Here is a 19,184-nt window from a genome sequence, read left to right on the forward strand (position 1 = left end):
TTCCGGGCCTGCTGGCATCTCACGCGGCTTGCCCGATCACACCGGCATAGCCATTGGCCTCGAGATCGAGCGCCAGCGACTTGTCGCCCGACTTGATCACCTGACCCCTGTAGAGCACGTGCACCGTATCAGGCACGATGTATTGGAGCAGGCGCTGGTAGTGGGTGATGACGACGATGGCCCGGTCCGGCGAGCGCAGCGTGTTGACGCCGTCCGCGACGATCTTCAGCGCGTCGATGTCGAGGCCGGAATCGGTCTCGTCGAGCACGCACAGTTTCGGCTCGAGCAGCTTCATCTGCAGGATCTCGGCGCGCTTCTTCTCGCCGCCGGAAAAGCCGACATTGAGCGGCCGTTTCAGCATCGTCATGTCCATGTTGAGCGAGGCCGCCGCTTCCTTCACGCGCTTCAGGAATTCCGGGATTTTTAGCGGTTCCTGGCCGCGCGCCTTGCGCTGCTCGTTCATCGCCACTTTCAGGAATTCCATCGTCGCCACGCCCGGTATCTCCATCGGATACTGGAACGCGAGGAAAATGCCGGCGGTTGCGCGCTCGGCCGGATCCATTTCGAGGATCGACTGGCCGTTGTAGAGGATGTCGCCCTCAGTGACCTCATAGTCCTCGCGGCCGGCGAGGATATAGGACAGCGTCGATTTTCCCGAGCCGTTCGGACCCATGATGGCGGCGACCTCACCGGCCCTGACCGTCAGGTTCAGGCCGCGAATGATCTCGGTGCCGTCATCGACTATACGGGCATGGAGGTTCTTGATCTCAAGCATTTTTACAGTCTTTCAGTCGTAATTGGGATCGTGGCGTTGGCCGTTGAATGAATATGTTACGTCAATCTCGCCTTCATGGGGTCTTGTCCTCCTCTGACCAGAGGCCAGACCCGTCAATATAGCCGAGCGCTTCCTTCCCGCCGCAGCCGAACCGGCGCTTTACCGAACGCCGCGCGTCCAAACGCGAAACCCCCGATGCCCGCTCACTGCGAAGGAATTTTTCGACTTCGTCAGATGTCACGACTAAGGCACGAGCCGGCTCGGGTTCGAGCCCATACCGCCCGCGAATCTCCTTGATCGTCTTAATTGGGTCTTCGCCACGCCCATTCTGTTCTCGCGCAAACTCCTGCGCGTCGGCATGTGGGGATACGTCTCTGTCAACAAGGTTCATGGCGACGTTATTACCCTACGCTCCCCTCGAGGCTAATCCCGATCAGCTTCTGCGCTTCGACCGCGAATTCCATCGGCAGTTGCTGGATGACATCCTTGACGAAGCCGTTGACGATCAGCGCGATCGCCTCTTCTTCCGGAATGCCGCGCTGCATGACGTAGAATTTCTGGTCCTCGGAAATCTTCGAGGTGGTGGCTTCGTGCTCGAACTGCGCCGTCGAATTCTTGGCTTCCATGTAGGGCACGGTGTGTGCGCCGCATTGGTCGCCGATCAGCAGGGAGTCGCAGTTGGTGAAGTTGCGGGCGTTGGTCGCCTTGCGGTGTGCCGAGACCTGGCCGCGATAGGTGTTCTGCGAGAAGCCGGCGGCAATGCCCTTGGAGATGATGCGGCTCGACGTGTTCTTGCCGAGATGGATCATCTTGGTGCCGCTATCGACCTGCTGGTAGCCGTTCGAGACGGCGATCGAATAGAACTCGCCGCTGGAATCGTCGCCGCGCAGGATGCAGCTCGGATATTTCCAGGTGATAGCCGAGCCGGTCTCGACCTGCGTCCACGAAATCTTCGAACGATGGCCGCGGCAGTCGCCGCGCTTGGTGACGAAATTATAGATGCCGCCCTTGCCTTCGGCGTCGCCGGGATACCAGTTCTGCACCGTCGAATATTTGATCTCGGCATCGTCGAGCGCGACCAGTTCGACCACCGCGGCATGAAGCTGGTTCTCGTCGCGCTGCGGCGCTGTGCAGCCTTCGAGATAGGAGACGTAAGCCCCCTCCTCGGCGATGATCAGCGTGCGCTCGAACTGGCCGGTGTTCTTCTCGTTCATGCGGAAATAGGTCGACAATTCCATCGGGCAGCGCACGCCCTTGGGCACGAAGACGAAGGAACCGTCGGTGAAGACGGCCGAATTCAGCGTCGCGTAGAAATTGTCGGAGATCGGCACGACCGAGCCGAGATATTTCTTCACCAGCTCCGGATGCTCGCGGATAGCTTCCGAGATCGAGCAGAAGATGACGCCGGCCTGCGCCAGCTCCTTCTTGAAGGTGGTGACGACGGAGACGGAATCGAACACCGCATCGACGGCGACGCGGCCCGACTTGTAAACGTTGTCGCTGGCTTCCTCGAGCTCCGAGGCATCGGTCTTCTGCACGCCGGCGAGGATTTCCTGTTCCCTGAGCGGAATGCCGAGCTTCTCATAGACCTTCAGCAGTTCGGGATCGACCTCGCTGAGCGAAGTCGGCCCGGGCGTGCTCTTGGGTGCCGCGTAATAGTAGAGGTCCTGGAAATCGATTTTCGGATAGTGGACGCGCGCCCATTTCGGCTCGTCCAGCGTCAGCCAGCGGCGATAGGCTTCCAGGCGCCATTCCAGCATCCAGGACGGCTCGTCCTTCTTCGCCGAAATGAAGCGGATAATGTCTTCACTCAGGCCCTTGGGGGCCTTGTCCATCGCGATTTCGGTCTGGAATCCGTATTTATACTGGTCGACATCGATCTTTCGAACTCGATCGATCGTCTCCTGCACAGCAGGCATCAGCGTTCTCCATCCACGCCGGGGTCAAGGCCCGGCAGTTTTCAAACTATGGCACCGCAAGCGAGCACCCTTGGGCATCCGAGGCGGCGTAAGTTTCATATAGTGCGTTCATGCCGGAAATTCACCCGGCCAAATTCGAACGCACGGCTCTACCAGGCCGCAAGGCCCAAATGTTCCGTTGCCGCGCTCAGGCGGCCTTTTCCCTGTTTGCCCGCCGCGCGACGATCGTCGCCAGCGCCGAACGAAACAGCTCGATATCTTCAGCGCTGGTCGCGTGACCGATGGACACGCGCAACGCGCCAAGACGGTCACCGTAACCCATGGCTTTCAGCACGTGACTCGGCCCGACTTTGCCCGACGAACAGGCCGATCCGGCCGACAGCGCCACACCGGCCAGGTCGAAAGCGATCTGCGCCGTCTCGGCCTTGATGCCGGGAATAGCGAAGAACGTGGTGTTGGCAAGCCTCGGAGCGCCGGTCCCGAAGATTTCGGCGTCTGGCACCTGCGTTTTCACGATCGCCTCGACTTCGTCGCGGCGCTGCCGCACCGCATCGATCGTTTGCAACCCGGCAAGCGCCTCGCGCGCCGCCGCGCCAAACCCGGCAATCGCCGCCAGGTTTTCGGTGCCGCCGCGATGGCCTTTCTCCTGGCCGCCGCCGCTGACCAGCGGTTTCGGCATCATCAAGTCCGACGCTGCGACAATGGCGCCGACGCCCTTGGGGCCGCCGATCTTGTGCGAGGAGAGAATCAAATAGTCTGCGTAACCCGCTGACATATCGAGCGGAATGCGGCCGGCCGCCTGCACCGCATCGACAACCAGGATGCCACCCGCCGCCTTGACGATTTCGGCAATGCGGCCAATCGGCTGGATCACGCCGGTCTCGTTGTTGGCGGCGTGGATCGCCACCAGCGGCAAGCCTTCGGCCTTGTCATGCGCACTAAGTGCTGCCGTCAGGGCATTGAGCTTGACGATGCCGTCGGCGTCGACGCCGATCCGCGTTACCTGCGCCGCCGGGAAGCGCCCGCCATTGAGCAGGCAGGGATGATCGGCCTCGGACACGTAGAGCCGGCTCATGCGGACGGCGCCGCGCCCCATCTGCCAGTCCGGCGTCAGCAGCGTCGAGGCCGCTTCCGTCGCGCCGGAGGTGAATACGACATGCTCGGCTTTGGCGCTGACCAGTCGCGCCACGTCGCGCCTGGCGTCTTCGATCAGCCGCCGCGCCGCGCGGCCCTCGGCATGGACCGAGGACGGGTTGGCGGCGATGTCGAGCGCAGCGACCACCGCCGCGCGCGCCGAGGCAAGCAGCGGCACGCTGGCGTTGTAGTCGAGATAGGCGCGTGCTCCGGCCATTTCCGTCCAACTGGTCCCTTCAAAAGCCGTTCCGCGAAGATAGCGCGTTATTTCCTTGAAATTGCAAGGCAAGACGTCCTATTTACGCGGCTTGCGGCGTGGGTGGCCGAGCCACAGCTTTTGGCCGCCCAGTTTTGAACAATTCTAAACTAGCTTCTAGAAAGACGCTCGCCCTGCGTCAAGGCCTAGGGAAAGTTGTTCCGGGCGCCGCGCAATTTATGCCAAGTGGAGTATTTCATGCCTGAGGTCATTTTCACCGGTCCGGCCGGCCGCCTGGAGGGTCGCTATCAGCCCTCGAAGGAAAAGAGCGCGCCGATTGCCATCGTCCTGCACCCGCACCCCCAGTTCGGCGGGACGATGAACAACAAGATCGTCTACGACCTCTTCTACATGTTCCAGAAGCGCAATTTCACCACGCTGCGCTTCAATTTCCGCGGCATCGGCCGCAGCCAGGGCGAGTTCGACCACGGCACCGGCGAGTTGTCCGACGCCGCCGCGGCGCTCGACTGGGTGCAGTCGCTGCATCCAGATTCCAAGAGTTGCTGGGTTGCCGGCTATTCGTTCGGCTCGTGGATCGGCATGCAGCTTCTCATGCGCCGGCCCGAGATCGAGGGCTTTATCTCGGTCGCGCCCCAGCCCAATACCTATGATTTCTCGTTCCTGGCGCCATGCCCGTCGTCCGGCCTGATCATCCATGGCGATGCCGACAAGGTCGCGCCGCCTAAGGACGTGCAGGGCCTGGTCGACAAGCTGCACACGCAAAAGGGCATTACCATCACCCAGAAGACCTTGCCCGGCGCCAACCATTTCTTTGCCAACCATGCCGAGCTTCTGATCGAGGAATGCGCGGACTATCTCGATCGCCGGCTGGCCGGGGAACTGTCCGACCCACGGCCGAAGCGGCTGAGATAATCGGCGATGTACCAACCACCTCACTTTCAGGAAACACGGCCGGACGTCCTGCACGGGCTGATCCGGGCGCATCCGCTTGGCCTGCTGGTGTCGAACGGCGCCGAGGGGCCGGTCGCCAACGCGATTCCCTTTCTGCTAGACGCGGATGTGCCACCGAACGGCAGGCTGCGCGCCCATTTGGCCAAGGCCAATCCGCAATGGCGGCTTTTGGCCGACAATCCCCTGGCGCCGGTGCTGGTCGTCTTCCAGGGCGCCGATGCCTATGTGACGCCGTCGTGGTATGAGACCAAGCGTGAAACCGGCAAGGTGGTACCGACCTGGAACTACGCCATCGTCCAGGTGCGCGGCATCGTCACGGTGATCGAAGACCAGGATTGGCTGGCCGAGCAGATTTCCGATCTGACGATGTCGCAGGAGGACAGCCGCTCGGCGCCATGGGCGGTGACCGACGCGCCGGCGCCCTTCATTCAGTCGCAGATCAAGGGCATTGTCGGCCTGGAGATCGCCATCACCGAAATCAGCGGCAAATGGAAAGTCAGCCAGAACCGGCCGACTGCCGACCGCGTCGGTGTCGCCGAGGGGCTCGAGAGCGAGACTGCCAACTCGGCCGACATGGTCCAGCTGGTAAGGTCCTACGGCGGGCTGGACGGCAAGTAATCTGGATTGCTTGCTCGACCGGTTCCAGGGCGGTCGCGGGCTCAATCGACCTTGGTCATCGCCGCCTTGCGCTCGTTGGCGATCAGCCAGAGATTGCGGATATAGATCAACAGGCCCATGGCCTGACCGGCGATGAACACCGGATCCTGACGCTGGATGGCGTAGACCAGCAGCAGGCCGCCGCCGAACAGCGAAAAGAACCAGAACGCGATCGGCACGACGCTGCGCTTGGCCTTTTCCGACGCCACCCACTGCACCAGAAAACGCATGGTGAAGAAGAACTGGGCGACGAAGCCGAGCAGAACCCAGGCATCGAATTGCTTGACGAAAACATCGTGAAGCCAGGTCGCCAATTCCTGAAGCACGTTACCCATGCCTGATTTCCTCTACTTTGGGCATTCTGCGGCGCCTGCGGCGCAGCCACCAGACGCCGGCAAGATCGAGCACGCCCTGAAGGCCGCGATCGAAGATGCCGTAATTCGATTTGCCGTAACGGCGGGAACGGTCGACGACGTCGCAATGGATGACGCGGTAGCCCTCCTGGATGACCAGCGCCGGAACAAAGCGGTGGGTGCCGTCGAAGAACGGCAATTTCCGCAAAATGTCGGTGTGGATCGCCTTGAGGCCGCAGCCGGTATCTCGCGTCTCGTCGTGCAGGATGGCTTTTCTCAGCCCGTTGGCGAAACGCGACGCCAGCTGCTTGATCTTGCTGTCGCGGCGCTTCAGACGCTGTCCCTGCGCGGCCCCGACGTCGGGACCAGCCTGCCGCAACGCGTCGATCAACACTGGGATGTAGCCGGGGTCGTTCTGGCCGTCGCCATCGATGGTGGCGACGATATCGCCGCGCGCCGCCCAGGCGCCCGAGCGCACCGAGAGCGACTGGCCGGCGGATTTTTCATGCCTGAGATGGCGCAGCGGAAACCGGCGAAGCGCTGCTTCTGCGGCAAGCACCGAAGGCGTATCGTCTGTCGAGCCGTCGTCGACGACAATGACCTCGAAGTCCCGCCCGGCCATGGCAGTGCCGATCTCGTCGAGCAGAAGCGGCAGGTTCGCCGCCTCGTTCCGGCAAGGAATGACGATGGATATCTCCGGCATCTCGACTCTGTCACAGGATATGGCATTCGATCGATGCCGCGCGGTCCAGAGGAAGAGTCCCGCTGGCGCGGCGCCTCATTACGCCAGCCGAAACAATGACGCAAGCAGGCCCCACGCTATCCGCGCGGACGCAAAAACCGGATTCCACTTTGCTGATCGCGCAAACCCATCCGAAGCGCGATCGGACGTAAAACCGGATTCCACTTTTGCTGATCGCGCTTGAGTGCTAAACGCCCGCCTTCATGCATAGCCGGGCCGCGTTCGGCCGAAAGCCTTCCAGGAAAGAAAAATGTCCGCCTTCAAATCCGATTTCCTGCGCACGATGAACGAGCGCGGCTTCATCCACCAGACCTCGGACGATGCCGGCCTCGACCAGCTTTTCGCCACGGAAACGGTGAGCGCCTATATCGGCTTCGACGCTACCGCGAGGAGCCTGCATGCCGGGTCGCTGATCCAGATCATGATGCTTTACTGGCTGCAGCAGACCGGCCACCGGCCAATCGCGCTGATGGGCGGCGGCACCTCGATGATCGGCGATCCGTCGTTCAAGGACGAGGCGCGCAAGCTTTTGACGCCGCAGGACATTGAGGACAATCTCGCCGGCATCCGCCGCAACTTCACGCCTTACCTCAAATTTGGCAGCGGCCCCAACGACGCCGTCATGATCAACAATGCCGACTGGCTGATGGACATCAACTACGTCAATTTCCTGCGCGATGTCGGCCGGCATTTTTCGGTCAACCGCATGCTGGCCTTCGATTCGGTGAAGCTCCGGCTGGATCGCGAGCAGTCGTTGTCGTTCCTCGAATTCAACTACATGATCCTGCAGGCCTACGACTTCGTCGAGCTCTACAAGCGCCTCGGCTGCCGGCTGCAGATGGGTGGCTCCGACCAGTGGGGCAACATCGTCAACGGCATCGATCTCGGCCATCGCATGGAAGGCGCGCAGCTCTATGCGCTAACGACGCCGCTGCTCACCACCTCCTCCGGCGCCAAGATGGGCAAGTCGGCCTCGGGCGCGGTCTGGCTCGATGCGGAGATGTTGAGCCCCTACGAGTTCTGGCAATATTGGCGCAACACCGAAGATGCCGATGTCGGCCGCTTCCTGAAGCTCTACACGACCCTGCCGCTCGCCGAGGTCGCGCGCCTCGAACGGCTCGGCGGCTCGGAGATCAACGAAGCCAAGAAGATTCTCGCCACCGAAATCACCGCCATGCTGCATGGCCGCGAGGCGGCGGAGGAGGCCAGCGAAACGGCGCGTAAGACGTTCGAAGAAGGGGCGCTCGCCGAAACACTGCCAACCGTCGAGGTGGGCAGGGCCGATCTTGAAGCCGGCGTCGGCATATTGTCGCTGTTCGTCACCGCCGGGCTGGCTGGGTCCAACGGCGAGGCACGGCGGCATATCCAGGGCGGCGCCGTGCGCCTCAACGACCAGCCGGTGTCAGACGACCGACGGATGGTGACGCTGCAGGATCTTGGCCCGGAAAACGTCGCAAAACTGTCGCTCGGCAAGAAGAAGCACGTTCTGGTGCGGCCGGTTTGAGCGTCTGAGGTTTAGAGCCCCTCGATGCCGGTAGGACGGAGGGGGGCGCAGAGGAACACTGCGGAGCGGCTCTATGCCAAGCCCCCGCCCGCCTCAGCGATACTCGAAGATCGACCGGAATATCCCGGGCGCGATTACCGATAGCGGATTGACGTCGAGGATTGGCTTGTTGGCGTTGCCCCTGAGCCTGTAGGTGACGCCGATCAGGCCGCGGTCGCGGCCGTTGCCGAGCAGCGCGCCGATCAGCGGCAGTTCGCCGAAAATGCGGTTTACGCCGTAGGCCGGCATGAACGTGCCGGTCATATCCATGTTGTTGTTCTGGTCGTAGAGCGTGCCCTGGAAGGTGGTGCCGATGCGCGAGCCGCGCAGCACGCCGTTGCGCAGCTTGAGATAGCCGCTGCCCTTGTCGATTTCGCTGAAACCGCGCTCGAACTTCACCCTCGACGTGTCGAGATTGCCTTTGACCGCCTCGTTGAGGCTGCGGCTGTCGCCGGCCGGCGTCGTCGATACGATCGAGGCGAGCTTCGGCTCGTTGACGATAAAGAAGTCCTTGGCGTCGACCTGGCCTTTCATCGGACCGTCGCCGGCCCCACTGAGCGCCAGCGTGATCGAGCCGCCTTCCATATGCTCGTAGATGTTGAGGAAGCGCAGTATGGCGCCGGCGTCGGCCGACTTCATGTTGAGCGTGCGCAGGCCGCCGCCGGTCGTGTTGCTGACGGTGATCGCGGCTCCCGAACTTGCCGTGGCGCTCACCTTGAGCCCGTTCACCCGGGAGCCGGCGGCGCTATAGTCGAGCTTCAGATTGGACAGCACCTCGTCGTGGAAGCCGGTCAAGGAGCTGACGTCGGCGCTGACCGAGATCGCATCGACGCCGGTGGTCTTGGTGGCGGTATCGACATCGGACGTGAATTGCTTGATCAGCGAGCGTGCGTCCAGCGCGCTGCCGCTAACCTCGACCGCATAGGCCTTGCCTGACCGCTTCACCGAGACGGCGACGTCGTCGCCCCTGTTCAACGTGACCTTGCTGAACCGGGCCGAGGACAAGGCGCCGTTGACCAGCACCGCGCTGCCGTCGATGGAGAAGGTCTTGCCGTCGAGTTCGAAATTGGAGAGCGTCGTGGTGTCGCCGGTCTTCGCCATGGCGAAGACGACCTTGGCGGGAATGCCGGGACCCTTGCTCCAGCCGGCCCACGGAATGTCCAGCCTGGCATTGGTCAGGTCGGCCGACACGTTCTGGTTGCCGGTGCCGCTCTTGTCGATCGCCACCTTGATGGTTCCGGAAAGCAGCGTCGACAGGCCAGGCATGGCGGTGGCGCGCGTCTTGTCGTCGAGCACCAGCGCTACTTTGCGACTGCGCGGCGGGCCGCCATCCCTGAGCGGCTCAATCAGGTCGAGCTCGGCCGGAATGCCGTTGAGCAGTGCCCTGGCCGAGATCACCGCCCGGTCGGGCGCGACGGTGATCGAGCCGTCGGCATGGCTGACCGTCTGGCCCTCGAAAGGCTTGCCCAGCGACAGATCCTTGTAGTCGAGCGCCACCAGCCAATCGAGTTTGGAGGAGTCGACGCCGGACTGCAGCGGAATATCGGCCTTGACGTGGCCGGTCACCGTGCCGGACAGGTCGTCCGGCAGCAGGCCGACATGGCGCATGGCGTTGATCGGGTCAAAGGATGCCAGCTCGGCGATTGCCGGCGCCTCGCCGGCGACATCGATATCGAGCGCGCCGATCACCGGCGGATGGTTCGCCGCCTTGACGGTGAGCGTGCCGTTGCTTGCCGCCACCGTGCGGCCGCTCGGCATATAGACGCTGCCCGACGACAGCGCGACGTCGACGTCATTGCCGTGGAAACCGACGACACCGACGGCATCGCGGATCGGCGGAATGCGGCCGGCCGTGTCGAAACGCGATCCTTCGACCTGGAATCGGCCGAACACTTCATCGGCGGAAAGCGGCACGCCGTTGCCGAGCCGTCCGGGTACGACCTGGAATTGCAGGCTGCCATCGACGACGCGGCCGCCGAACAGGTTCTTAAGCACCCACAGCCTGGCATTGCGCGCCGAAAACCATGGCCATAATTGCTTGACGTGCGAGACCGGCATGTCGTGGACATTGAGCGCCACCGATATGCCCGGCGCCTGGTTGGCCACGAATGCAACCGAAGCCGTGCCCAGCACTTCGCTGCCGGGTCCGGACCGGACGCCGATCTGCTCGGCGACCAGCTTTTGGCTCGTCGGCTGGTAGACGCCGGCGATACGGGCAATGAAGCTGAGTGCCGGCTCCGGCGAATCCGAAGGCGCCAGGGTCGAACCGTCGCTGGTCAGGTCGTAACGATAGGATGGCTCCTCGCCCGCTGTGCCTGTAACCGGCTTCGGCCCGATCGAACCGGCGAAATCGAAGGTCGAGCGGCCGGTTTTCACCAGCAAACTGTCGACCTGGATCTTGTTCGATCCGGCGACGAGCGTTGCATCGAGATCGATGTCGGCCGGAAGCAGGCCGCGCGAACCGAGATCGAGCACCGATCCGGTCAGCGACAGGCCAGCGATTAGCCGCGAGCCGTTGTCGCCGGTCCCTTCCGACCCCGCCAGCTTCAAGGCGATCGCGCCCAATTTGCCACCTGCTGCCGCAGCGTCGGCATCCGCCGCCTGGATACTGGCGTCCAGCGTGGTGATGCGTCGCGTCGCCGGATCGCGGGTGGCGGAAGCGGCGATGGTAAGCGCCCTGCCGTCGACATCCGCGTCGGATGAAAACTCCATGCTTCCCGGTCCCGACTGCGAGACGGAGGCGTCGGCGATGGTGACCGACTTGACCGATCCGGTCTCGGGCAGTGCCAGCTCGACATTGCGCAGATCGATCTGGCGCATCGAATCCTCGCGCACCGCATCGAGCGCGCGGTTGAGATTGGCGAAGACGGCGGCGGAAAGTTTTTCCGGATCGATGAGGCCGTCCTGGTTGCGCAGCCCGGCCGTCCAGTCGCCGCCGGACGGCATCGCCGCCATGACGATGTGCGCGTCGGAAATCCGGGCACTGGTCAGCCGCACCTCGCCCGAAAGCAGCGGGATCAGCCGGATGCCGAAGCGGACCCGGCCGGCATCGGCCATCGGTTTTCCGTCGGCGGTCTTGAGGCTGACGTCGCTGACCTGCAGCGCAATGAAGCTCGACCCGTCAAGCGTCAGCCGTGCCGGCCCGACGGCAACGTCGACATCGAAGCCGGCCAATTTCTCGATTGCCGTTTCGGCTTCCACGCGAAGCCGCTCCGAGCCGAAGCCGGATACGCCGATCGCATAGACGCCGGCAGCAGCCAGCAGCACAAGGGCGACAAGGCCGGCAAACAGCCGCGCCATCAAACGGACGCCGCGACCGATCGAAGCCTGGCCGAGCGGCGGGACGCGGCATGCGGACGGAAAGGTTCCCAGGTCGGTGATCTCGTCACGCCTGAACCTGATCTTCTCGTGCTGCGGCAGCTCCTGATCCACGCAATCTTCCGTTGAAACGAATTCGATCGTGGACGAATCCCCGCTCGACATTATATCGATGCAGCCTGGCGCGTAACCTCAAACAAGGGCATCGGTATGGCTGACCTCGACGTGGGCGATGTTGCGCCGCAATTCGATCTTCCGCGCGACGGCGGCGGTTCACTCAATCTCGCCGCACTGCTGGGAAAGCCCATCGTACTCTATTTCTACCCACAGGACGACACCACAAGCTGCACCAATGAGGCGATCGGCTTTTCGCAGTTGAAGCGGGAGTTCGAAAAGGCCGGCGCTGTCGTCATCGGGCTCTCGCCGGACAGCGTCAAGAAACACGACAAATTCAAGGCGAAATACGATCTGAGCATCGACCTGGTCGCCGACGAAGAGCGCAAGGTGATCGAGGCCTACCATTTGTGGGTGGAAAAGAAGCTCTACGGCCGCACCTATATGGGCGTCGAGCGGGCGACGTTCCTGATCGGCCGCGACGGACGCATCGCCAGGATCTGGCGCAACGTTCGGGTCAAAAGCCACGCCGAAGCGGTGCTGGAAGCGGTTCGCGCAATTTGAGCGCTGCGGCAGGCCGCTGCAATTCGATACCCGTTTTGCGCGAAGACAAAACTTTGTTAACCCTAATAATGTGTAATCAGGCTCGTCGTTGGTGTCGTAACGAAAGCTTGGTCCCGTGAACGTAGCCAGTCAGTCAGCGGTCTTCGGCAGACGCAAAGAGCCCCACACGGTCATCATCGCCCGGGGCGACCAGATAAGGCATTTCACCATACGCCCGTGGCTGGCTGCATTTTGCGGCTCGGCGCTGGCGGCGATCGTCATTGGCTACCTGCTGGCGACCTCCTATCTGGTGCTGCGCGACGATCTGATCGGCGCCACGACGGCGCGGCAGGCGCGCATGCAACAGGCCTACGAAGACCGCATCTCGGCACTGCGCAGCCAGGTCGACCGCATCACCAGCCGCCAGCTACTCGATCAGCAGCTGATGGAAACCAAGGTCAGCGAGCTGCTGGAACGGCAGAGCCAGCTCAGCCTGCGTCACGGCCGCCTCGGCCCGATCCTCGAACGAGCCGAAAATGAGGTCGCAACGCCGCCCGTGCCGACGGCAAAGCCGGACGAACATGCCGACGCGACCGGCAGCATCCAGCCGACGGCCTATTCAGTCGCCAGCCTTGCCGCCCCCCTTGCCAGCAACGACACGAGGCCGTTCTCGCTGTGGTCGACCCGCGCCAATCCGCTGCCGAGCGAAAGCGCGGCCGACCGGGCAGACAAGCTCTTCGTTTCGATCAACAACTCGCTCAAAACCATCGAGAGCCAGCAGCTCACCCGCATCGCCACGCTGGCCGACAATGCCTACAGGAATGCCGACGCGATTTCACAGGCACTCGCGGCAGCCGGCCTGAAGGTCGACAGCGATTTCGGCAAAAGCGATGTCGGCGGCCCGCTGATACCACTCGACAGCTCGTTGGTCTTCGACAGCAAGGTCAAGGAGTTGGACGAAGCGCTTGACGCGCTGGATCATCTTAAAAAGGAAGCGCGCCGGCTGCCGCTCGCCAACCCCGCGCCCGGCCATAGCGTCACCAGCCCGTTCGGCGTGCGCACCGACCCTCTCCTCGGCACCGCCGCCCTGCATTCGGGGATGGATTTCAGGGCGCCGGTCGGCATGCCCGCCAAGGTCACGGCAGCCGGCGTGGTCGTCAAGGCCGGATGGAACGGCGGCTACGGCCGCATGATCGAGGTCGACCACGGCAATGGTTTTGTGACGCGTTACGGGCATCTCAGCGAAATCGAGGTCGCCGTCGGCCAGAAGCTCGATGCCGGAGACGTCATCGGCAAGACCGGCAACAGCGGCCGCTCGACCGGCCCGCACCTGCACTATGAGGTTCGCCACAATGGCGAAGCAATCGACCCGCTACGGTTTCTGACCGTCGGCAAGAAGGTCGCGCAGTATCTGTAGGAACCGGGCCGCTTCTCAGACGAACCGGCATTTGAGCGGCATCGGGCCGGCGCAGCTAGGCCAAGGCGGCCTCACCTAAGTACCCTCAGGCGTTCTCCCCAGCAAACATTCGGCTCCAGCCCTTGAGGGCTTGTGCCCACAGCGTTGACTCCGGCGCGGTTGTAGGATGATATGTATAAGCCTATGCCTTAATCCAGAAGGCTTGTAATGACCGTTCATGGTATCCCGCCTGAAATTCTGAATGCCCTGGAGGGCACCGTCGGAAAAAGCGGCGTGGCTGCCGACGCTGCCGGCATGGCGAAATACCTTTTGGACTGGTCCGGGGATCATCGCGGCGGAGCCCTTGCGGTGCTGAAGCCTGCTTCCGTCAGCGAAGTCCAGGCTGTGGTGCGGCTCTGCGGCACGCTCGGGCTCGGAATCATACCGCTGGGCGGGAACACAGGGCTGGTGGCGGGTGCAATCGACATCGATTCCCGTAGTGGGGTGGTCGTCAGCCTGGAGCGGTTGAACCGCATCCGTCTCGTCGACGCCGACAATTTCATCCTGCAGGCCGACGCCGGCTGCATCCTGCAGCACATCAAGGATGCGGCGGAGGCACAGGATTGCCTGTTTCCGCTGGCGCTCGGCGCGCAGGGAAGCTGCCAGATCGGCGGCAATGCGGCCAGCAATGCCGGCGGCACCAACGTGCTGCGCTATGGCATGGCGCGCGATCTCATCCTCGGCCTCGAAGTCGTCCTGCCCGATGGCGAGTTGTGGAGCGGCTTTTCCGGCCTGCGCAAGGACAATCGCGGCTACGACCTGAAGCAGCTCTTTATCGGCAGCGAAGGAACGCTCGGCATCATCACCGGCGTCGAGCTCAAGCTGTTTCCGAAACCGGCCCGGGTCGAGACCGCTTATCTCGGTCTCGCCTCGTTCGAAGCGGCCATCACCCTGTTCCGGCAGGCTCGCCGGGCCTCGTCCGATCTGATTTCTGCCTTCGAGCTCATTGGTTCGGAGTGCATCGACCTCGCGCGCTTGATCGACGCAGACGTCCTTTCGCCGGTCGAAGCTCCCGTCCACGTGCTGATCGAACTCTCCGCAAGTGCTGCGGTCGATCTGCGCTCCATGCTGGTCGATTTCCTGGCCGGAGCCATGGAGAGCGGCCTGGTTGCCGATGCCGTCCTTGCTGAAAGCGTTGCGCAGGCCAGGGCGTTCTGGGCCATTCGCGAGGGCTTGGTCGAGGGCCAGGCAAGACGCGGCTTCCATGTGCGCACCGACCTTGCGGTCAGGATATCGGACATCCCTGCCCTCATCGATCAGGCCCGCCAATTCGTGGCGCTGGAACATCCCGGTTGGCTGCCGCAGGCCTATGGCCATGCCGGCGACGGCAATATCCATTTCAATGTCCTGCCACCGCCTGGGATCGCCGAGGGTGAAGCTCGTGCCCAGGGCGCGGAGATCACCGCCGGGCTCTACCAGATCGTCGGCGCGCTTGGCGGCTCGATCAGCGCCGAGCACGGTATCGGCCGCACCCGTCATCGCACTTTCTGGGCCGGCCTGGCGCCTGCCCATCGCCGGCTCATCACGGCCCTCAAAACGACGATGGACCCTCAGGGATCAATGAATCCCGGCTGCCTGCTGCCACCGACGGAGACCTTTCCATGAAGCAAAGACTGGCCGCTATCGGCACGGTGGAGGCGCTGCCGCATCGCGTCGCCGCATTCCTCAGCCGCGAGATCGAATCCGGCGAGCTCAATCCGGGCACGCGGCTGCCGACCGAGCAGCAGCTCTCGGAAAAATTCGGCGTCAGCCGCAATGTGGTGCGCGAGGCAATCGCTCAACTCAGGGCCGATGGCATGATCGAAGCCCGGCAAGGCGTCGGCGTTTTCGTGCTGGCGCCGGAACAGCGCGCGTCGATCCGCATCGATGGCGAGGCGCTGAAAGCGACCGGGAACATGGAGCGGCTGTTCGAGCTGCGTTGCATACTGGAAGCCGAGTCAGCCGCGCTCGCCGCCGAACGGCGCGGGCAGGAGCACCTCGACGCAATCAAGGCGGCGCTAGACCGGATGAGCGGCGAGGAGCGCTGGGAAGAAGGCAGTATCGACGCCGACCTTTTGTTCCATCGCGAGATCGCGCGGGCGACGGGCAACAACTACATCCACACTTTTATCTCCTTCGTTTGCGAGCAGATCCGCCGCTCGATCCACTACGCCCGCCTCACCAATCCGCTGCACGACCTGGTCGAAGTCAATGTCGGGGAGCATGTGCGCATCTACGAGGCGCTGGTCGCCGGCGATCCCACGGCCGCCGAGGCGGCGATGCGCGCCCATATCGTCGGCGCCGCCGACCGCGTCGGCGTCAAGCTGCCGGCATCGCGCGCCGCGCACAGCACAGGGAGATAGCCATGCCGCTCGGAGGCGAATATGCGATTTCGGACGTCTGCCTGCTCGTCGAAAACATCGGGCGGACAGTTGAATTCTATGTCGAAAAACTCGGCTTCCGCCTGCGGCGTCGCGCCGAGGGCTTTGCCGACTTCCATGGCGAAGGCGTCACGCTGGCGGCATGGGAGATCGATCACATCAACCGGCACACCGGCGTCTCGAAGTTGAGGTCGCCGCGCCAGGCGCACAAGGTCTGCGTGGCGGTCAGGCTAGACGCGCCCGGCGAGATCGACCGGCTCCATGGCGAATTGGCGGCCAAGGGCGTGCCCTTCTACGGCCCGCCGGCGGATTATGTCTGGAACGCGCGCTGCGCCTATTTCACCGATCCCGACGACACGCTTTGGGAACTATACGCCTGGCTCGACGGCGGCCCCGGCGACTATCACGACGAACAGCCGTAGACGACGCCGCGCCACGGGAACGGCGCGCAATGAAGAGACGAGAACGTCTTGCAACAGGAGCGAAAAATGAGTGGGAACAGAGACTACGACATGAACCGCCGCAGCTTCGTGAAAGCCGGCTTCGCCGCCGTCGCGGCAGCTTCGGCCGGAATGCAGCTCGTGCTGACGCCCGGCGCCAGGGCTGCCGGAAAGATCGTCATCCAGTATGATTGGTTGATGTCCAACGGACAGATCGGCGACATCGCCGCCGTCGCCAACGGCTATTTCAAGGACGTGGGTCTCGAGGTGGAATTCAGCCCGGGCGGTCCCAATGCGGCGACGGTGCCGCCGGTGATTTCGGGGGCCGCGCAACTCGGCCAGTTTTCCGAAACACCGCAGCTCTACGCGGCGCGTGCCAGCGGCGTGCCGGTGAAGATCATCGCCTGCGGCTTCCGCACCGGTCCCTATGCCTTCACTTCGAAGCCTGCCAAGCCGATCCGCGGCGTGGCCGATCTCAAGGGAAAGAAGATCGGCATCCAGCCGACGGCGCGCTTCGTCATCGATGAGATCCTGGCCAAGAACGGCATTGATCCCTCCGAGGTCACCGTCGTCAATGTCGGCTTCGACAAGGCGCCGCTGGTGCGCGGCGACGTCGACGCGATTGGCGGATGGATCACCAACACCCAGGCGCTGAGCGTCGTCGGCGACGACAGGATCGACCTTCTGGTGCGCGACCTCGGGCTGAACTCCTATGCGGACGTCTATTTCGCTACCGACACGGCGATCGAACAGGATGCGGAAACGCTGGCGAAATTCATCGGCGCCGTCGCCAAGGGCTGGGGCTGGGTGCACGCCAATCCGCAGGAAGCCGTCAAGAAGATGGTCGCGGCCTATCCGGAAATGGACCTCGGTTGGGAGCAGAAGACGATCAATCTGGTGCTGAAACTTTCCTTCGACGGTGCAACCGCCAAGGACGGATGGGGAACCTTTGATCCCGCCTCGATCGAGGAGCAGCTGGCACTGCTGGACAAGGTCGGCCAATACCCGAACGGCCGGCCCGCGGCAGCCGATGTCTACACCACCAAGATACTCGAATTGTCGGCCGCCGACCGACCCAAGCTCGACGCGCCCGCCGCTTGATGGCGAACGCGATCGAGGCCCGCAGGCTGGATGTCGGCTATGGCGGCCGGCAGCCGGCGGTGAAAGTGCTCACCGGTCTCGACCTGTCGGTCGCGGCCGGCTCCTTCCTGTCGATCCTTGGACCTTCGGGATGCGGCAAGTCGACCCTGCTCCGCGTTGTCGCGGACCTGCTCGATCCGCTTGGCGGCTCGATCAGCGTGCTTGGCGACACACCGCATGCGGTCCGCTCGCGGCGCGATGTCGGTTTCGTCTTCCAGGACTCGACCCTGCTACCCTGGCGCAGCGTGCGCGACAACGTACGCCTGCCGCTCGATGTCGGACAAGGCCGGCTTACCCGGACAATAGACGACCGAACCGACGAGCTGCTTGATCTGATGGGGCTTGCCGGGTTCGGTGAGCGTCTGCCGCACCAATTGTCCGGCGGCCAGCGCCAGCGCGTTGCGATCGCCCGGGCGCTGCTCGGGCAACCCAGGCTGCTTTTGATGGACGAGCCTTTCGGCGCGCTGGACGAGATCACCCGCGACCGCCTCAACGACGAGCTTTTGTCGTTGTGGCGGCGCACCGGCGCGACCATCCTTTTCGTTACTCATTCGATCGCCGAAGCCGCCTATCTCGGAGAACGGGTCATCGTTCTCGCCGCCAATCCGGGCCGCCTGGCCAGGGACCTCGACATGCGGCCGTTCAAGCAGGCAGGCAACCGCTGTTCGCGCGAGGATCCGGCGATCGTTGCCGCGATGGCCGAACTGCGCGGCGCGCTGGAACAGGCCTCATGAGGAAGGCGCCCTTGCCATCGGCGCTGGTCGTCGCCCTGCCCGTTTTTGGCGCGGCCTCGATCCTGCTCGCCTGGCAGTTCGTGCTGCCATGGCTTGGCGTGCCGGCCTATATCGTGCCGACGCCGACGGCCATATCAGGCGTGTTCCGGAAGAGTCTCGCTTTACTGCTCAGCAATCTCTGGCCGACGCTGATCGAGGCACTGGCGGGATTTGTCATCGGCAATCTCGCCGGTGTGCTGCTGGCGGTGGTTTTCGTGCACAGCCGCATCCTGCAGGCCGCCTATTTTCCGGTCGTGCTGTTCTTCAACACCATTCCCATCCTGGCGCTGTCCCCGATCATCATTCTGATCTTCGGGCTCGGCATGACGCCGAAGATCGTGATCGCGGCGGTGATCTGCTTCTTCCCGACGCTGGTCAACATGATCCGCGGACTGGACTCGGCCAGCGACAACGAGCACGAACTGTTCCGGGTGCTATCGGCCACGCGCTGGGAGATCTTCTGGAGCCTGCGCCTGCCAAGAGCATTGCCGATGCTGTTCTCCTCGTTGAGAATCGCTTCGGCCACGGCCGTGATCGGCGCCATTGTCGGCGAGTGGATCGGGTCGGACAAGGGCCTCGGCGCGCTCATCATCCAGGCGACCTTCAACTATCAGTCGGACCGGCTCTATGCGGCGATCGTGCTGTCGTCGTCCTTGTCGATCGCGATGTTCGCAATCGTGGTTCTGCTGGAGCGACGTGCCATCCGCTATTGACCGTGCCGTTGCGCGGCCATCCGCCGGGTTCGCTCA

Annotated in this window: 17 protein-coding genes; 11 read left to right on the plus strand and 6 right to left on the minus strand. The window is 63.4% G+C overall.

All coding sequences use genetic code 11. The features are described from left to right. Nucleotides 1–19: 19 nt before the first annotated feature. From sufC to RQ479_RS07855, 3 genes are all read right to left on the minus strand, one after another. Nucleotides 20–775 carry a Fe-S cluster assembly ATPase SufC gene (gene sufC / locus RQ479_RS07845; protein ID WP_292663170.1) on the minus strand — a complete coding sequence of 252 codons (756 nt, stop codon included), beginning with the start codon at nucleotides 773–775 and terminating at the stop codon, nucleotides 20–22. 401 nt (nucleotides 776–1,176) lie between these two features. Then, entirely contained in the window at nucleotides 1,177–2,694 is a 1,518-nt protein-coding gene (sufB, locus tag RQ479_RS07850) for a Fe-S cluster assembly protein SufB (protein WP_376704645.1), read from the minus strand. Between the two features lie 187 nt (nucleotides 2,695–2,881). Continuing rightward, a complete protein-coding gene (locus tag RQ479_RS07855) occupies nucleotides 2,882–4,045 on the minus strand; it encodes a cysteine desulfurase family protein (protein ID WP_376704646.1) in 1,164 nt (387 codons plus the stop codon). 237 nt (nucleotides 4,046–4,282) lie between these two features. On the opposite strand from RQ479_RS07855, the gene RQ479_RS07860 reads away from it, so the two are divergent. Together RQ479_RS07860 and RQ479_RS07865 are read left to right on the plus strand one after the other, a co-directional pair. Next, entirely contained in the window at nucleotides 4,283–4,957 is a 675-nt protein-coding gene (locus tag RQ479_RS07860) for an alpha/beta hydrolase (protein WP_023674683.1), read from the plus strand. 6 nt (nucleotides 4,958–4,963) lie between these two features. Beyond that, nucleotides 4,964–5,614 carry an FMN-binding negative transcriptional regulator gene (locus RQ479_RS07865; protein WP_376704647.1) on the plus strand — a complete coding sequence of 217 codons (651 nt, stop codon included), beginning with the start codon at nucleotides 4,964–4,966 and terminating at the stop codon, nucleotides 5,612–5,614. A 41-nt stretch (nucleotides 5,615–5,655) separates the two neighbouring features. Here RQ479_RS07865 and RQ479_RS07870 read toward each other — a convergent pair whose 3' ends face one another. Both RQ479_RS07870 and RQ479_RS07875 read right to left on the minus strand, forming a co-directional pair. Then, nucleotides 5,656–5,988 carry a lipid-A-disaccharide synthase N-terminal domain-containing protein gene (locus RQ479_RS07870; RefSeq protein ID WP_023717355.1) on the minus strand — a complete coding sequence of 111 codons (333 nt, stop codon included), beginning with the start codon at nucleotides 5,986–5,988 and terminating at the stop codon, nucleotides 5,656–5,658. Continuing rightward, complete coding sequence (locus tag RQ479_RS07875; RefSeq protein ID WP_376704648.1) at nucleotides 5,981–6,709, minus strand: glycosyltransferase family 2 protein; 729 nt, start codon at nucleotides 6,707–6,709, stop codon at nucleotides 5,981–5,983. The genes RQ479_RS07870 and RQ479_RS07875 overlap by 8 nt, the downstream gene beginning before the upstream one ends. A 289-nt stretch (nucleotides 6,710–6,998) precedes the next feature. Between RQ479_RS07875 and tyrS the strand changes: the two genes are divergently transcribed. Beyond that, nucleotides 6,999–8,252: a tyrosine--tRNA ligase gene (tyrS, locus tag RQ479_RS07880; RefSeq protein ID WP_376704649.1), complete on the plus strand. Its 1,254-nt coding sequence runs from the start codon at nucleotides 6,999–7,001 to the stop codon at nucleotides 8,250–8,252. Nucleotides 8,253–8,345: 93 nt separating this feature from the next. On the opposite strand, the gene RQ479_RS07885 is transcribed toward tyrS, so the two are convergent. Further along, complete coding sequence (locus RQ479_RS07885) at nucleotides 8,346–11,723, minus strand: hypothetical protein (protein ID WP_376704650.1); 3,378 nt, start codon at nucleotides 11,721–11,723, stop codon at nucleotides 8,346–8,348. Between the two features lie 96 nt (nucleotides 11,724–11,819). On the opposite strand from RQ479_RS07885, the gene RQ479_RS07890 reads away from it, so the two are divergent. The 8 genes from RQ479_RS07890 (at nucleotide 11,820) to RQ479_RS07925 (ending at nucleotide 19,148) form a co-directional block, all read left to right on the plus strand. Continuing rightward, nucleotides 11,820–12,287: a peroxiredoxin gene (locus RQ479_RS07890; protein ID WP_376704651.1), complete on the plus strand. Its 468-nt coding sequence runs from the start codon at nucleotides 11,820–11,822 to the stop codon at nucleotides 12,285–12,287. 115 nt (nucleotides 12,288–12,402) lie between these two features. Continuing rightward, nucleotides 12,403–13,683 carry a M23 family metallopeptidase gene (locus RQ479_RS07895; RefSeq protein WP_376704652.1) on the plus strand — a complete coding sequence of 427 codons (1,281 nt, stop codon included), beginning with the start codon at nucleotides 12,403–12,405 and terminating at the stop codon, nucleotides 13,681–13,683. A gap of 207 nt (nucleotides 13,684–13,890) precedes the next feature. Continuing rightward, nucleotides 13,891–15,327, plus strand: a complete 1,437-nt coding sequence (locus RQ479_RS07900) for an FAD-binding oxidoreductase (RefSeq protein ID WP_376704653.1) — start codon at nucleotides 13,891–13,893, stop codon at nucleotides 15,325–15,327. Beyond that, on the plus strand, nucleotides 15,324–16,064 hold the full coding sequence (locus RQ479_RS07905) for a FadR/GntR family transcriptional regulator (protein WP_376704654.1): 741 nt from the start codon (nucleotides 15,324–15,326) through the stop codon (nucleotides 16,062–16,064). Before RQ479_RS07900 ends, RQ479_RS07905 begins: the two co-directional genes overlap by 4 nt. A gap of 2 nt (nucleotides 16,065–16,066) precedes the next feature. Further along, a complete protein-coding gene (locus RQ479_RS07910; RefSeq protein ID WP_376704655.1) occupies nucleotides 16,067–16,504 on the plus strand; it encodes a VOC family protein in 438 nt (145 codons plus the stop codon). A gap of 90 nt (nucleotides 16,505–16,594) precedes the next feature. Next, the gene (locus RQ479_RS07915) at nucleotides 16,595–17,623 is read left to right on the plus strand and encodes an ABC transporter substrate-binding protein (RefSeq protein WP_376705888.1); all 1,029 of its coding nucleotides are present in this window, start codon (nucleotides 16,595–16,597) and stop codon (nucleotides 17,621–17,623) included. After that, entirely contained in the window at nucleotides 17,623–18,396 is a 774-nt protein-coding gene (locus RQ479_RS07920) for an ABC transporter ATP-binding protein (protein WP_376704656.1), read from the plus strand. The genes RQ479_RS07915 and RQ479_RS07920 overlap by 1 nt, the downstream gene beginning before the upstream one ends. Beyond that, nucleotides 18,393–19,148 carry an ABC transporter permease gene (locus RQ479_RS07925; RefSeq protein WP_376704657.1) on the plus strand — a complete coding sequence of 252 codons (756 nt, stop codon included), beginning with the start codon at nucleotides 18,393–18,395 and terminating at the stop codon, nucleotides 19,146–19,148. Before RQ479_RS07920 ends, RQ479_RS07925 begins: the two co-directional genes overlap by 4 nt. The last annotated feature ends 36 nt before the right edge of the window (nucleotides 19,149–19,184 follow it).

The sequence above is a fragment of the Mesorhizobium sp. ISC25 genome, assembly GCF_042295465.1.
In the GTDB taxonomy this organism is placed as follows: Bacteria; Pseudomonadota; Alphaproteobacteria; order Rhizobiales; family Rhizobiaceae; genus Mesorhizobium.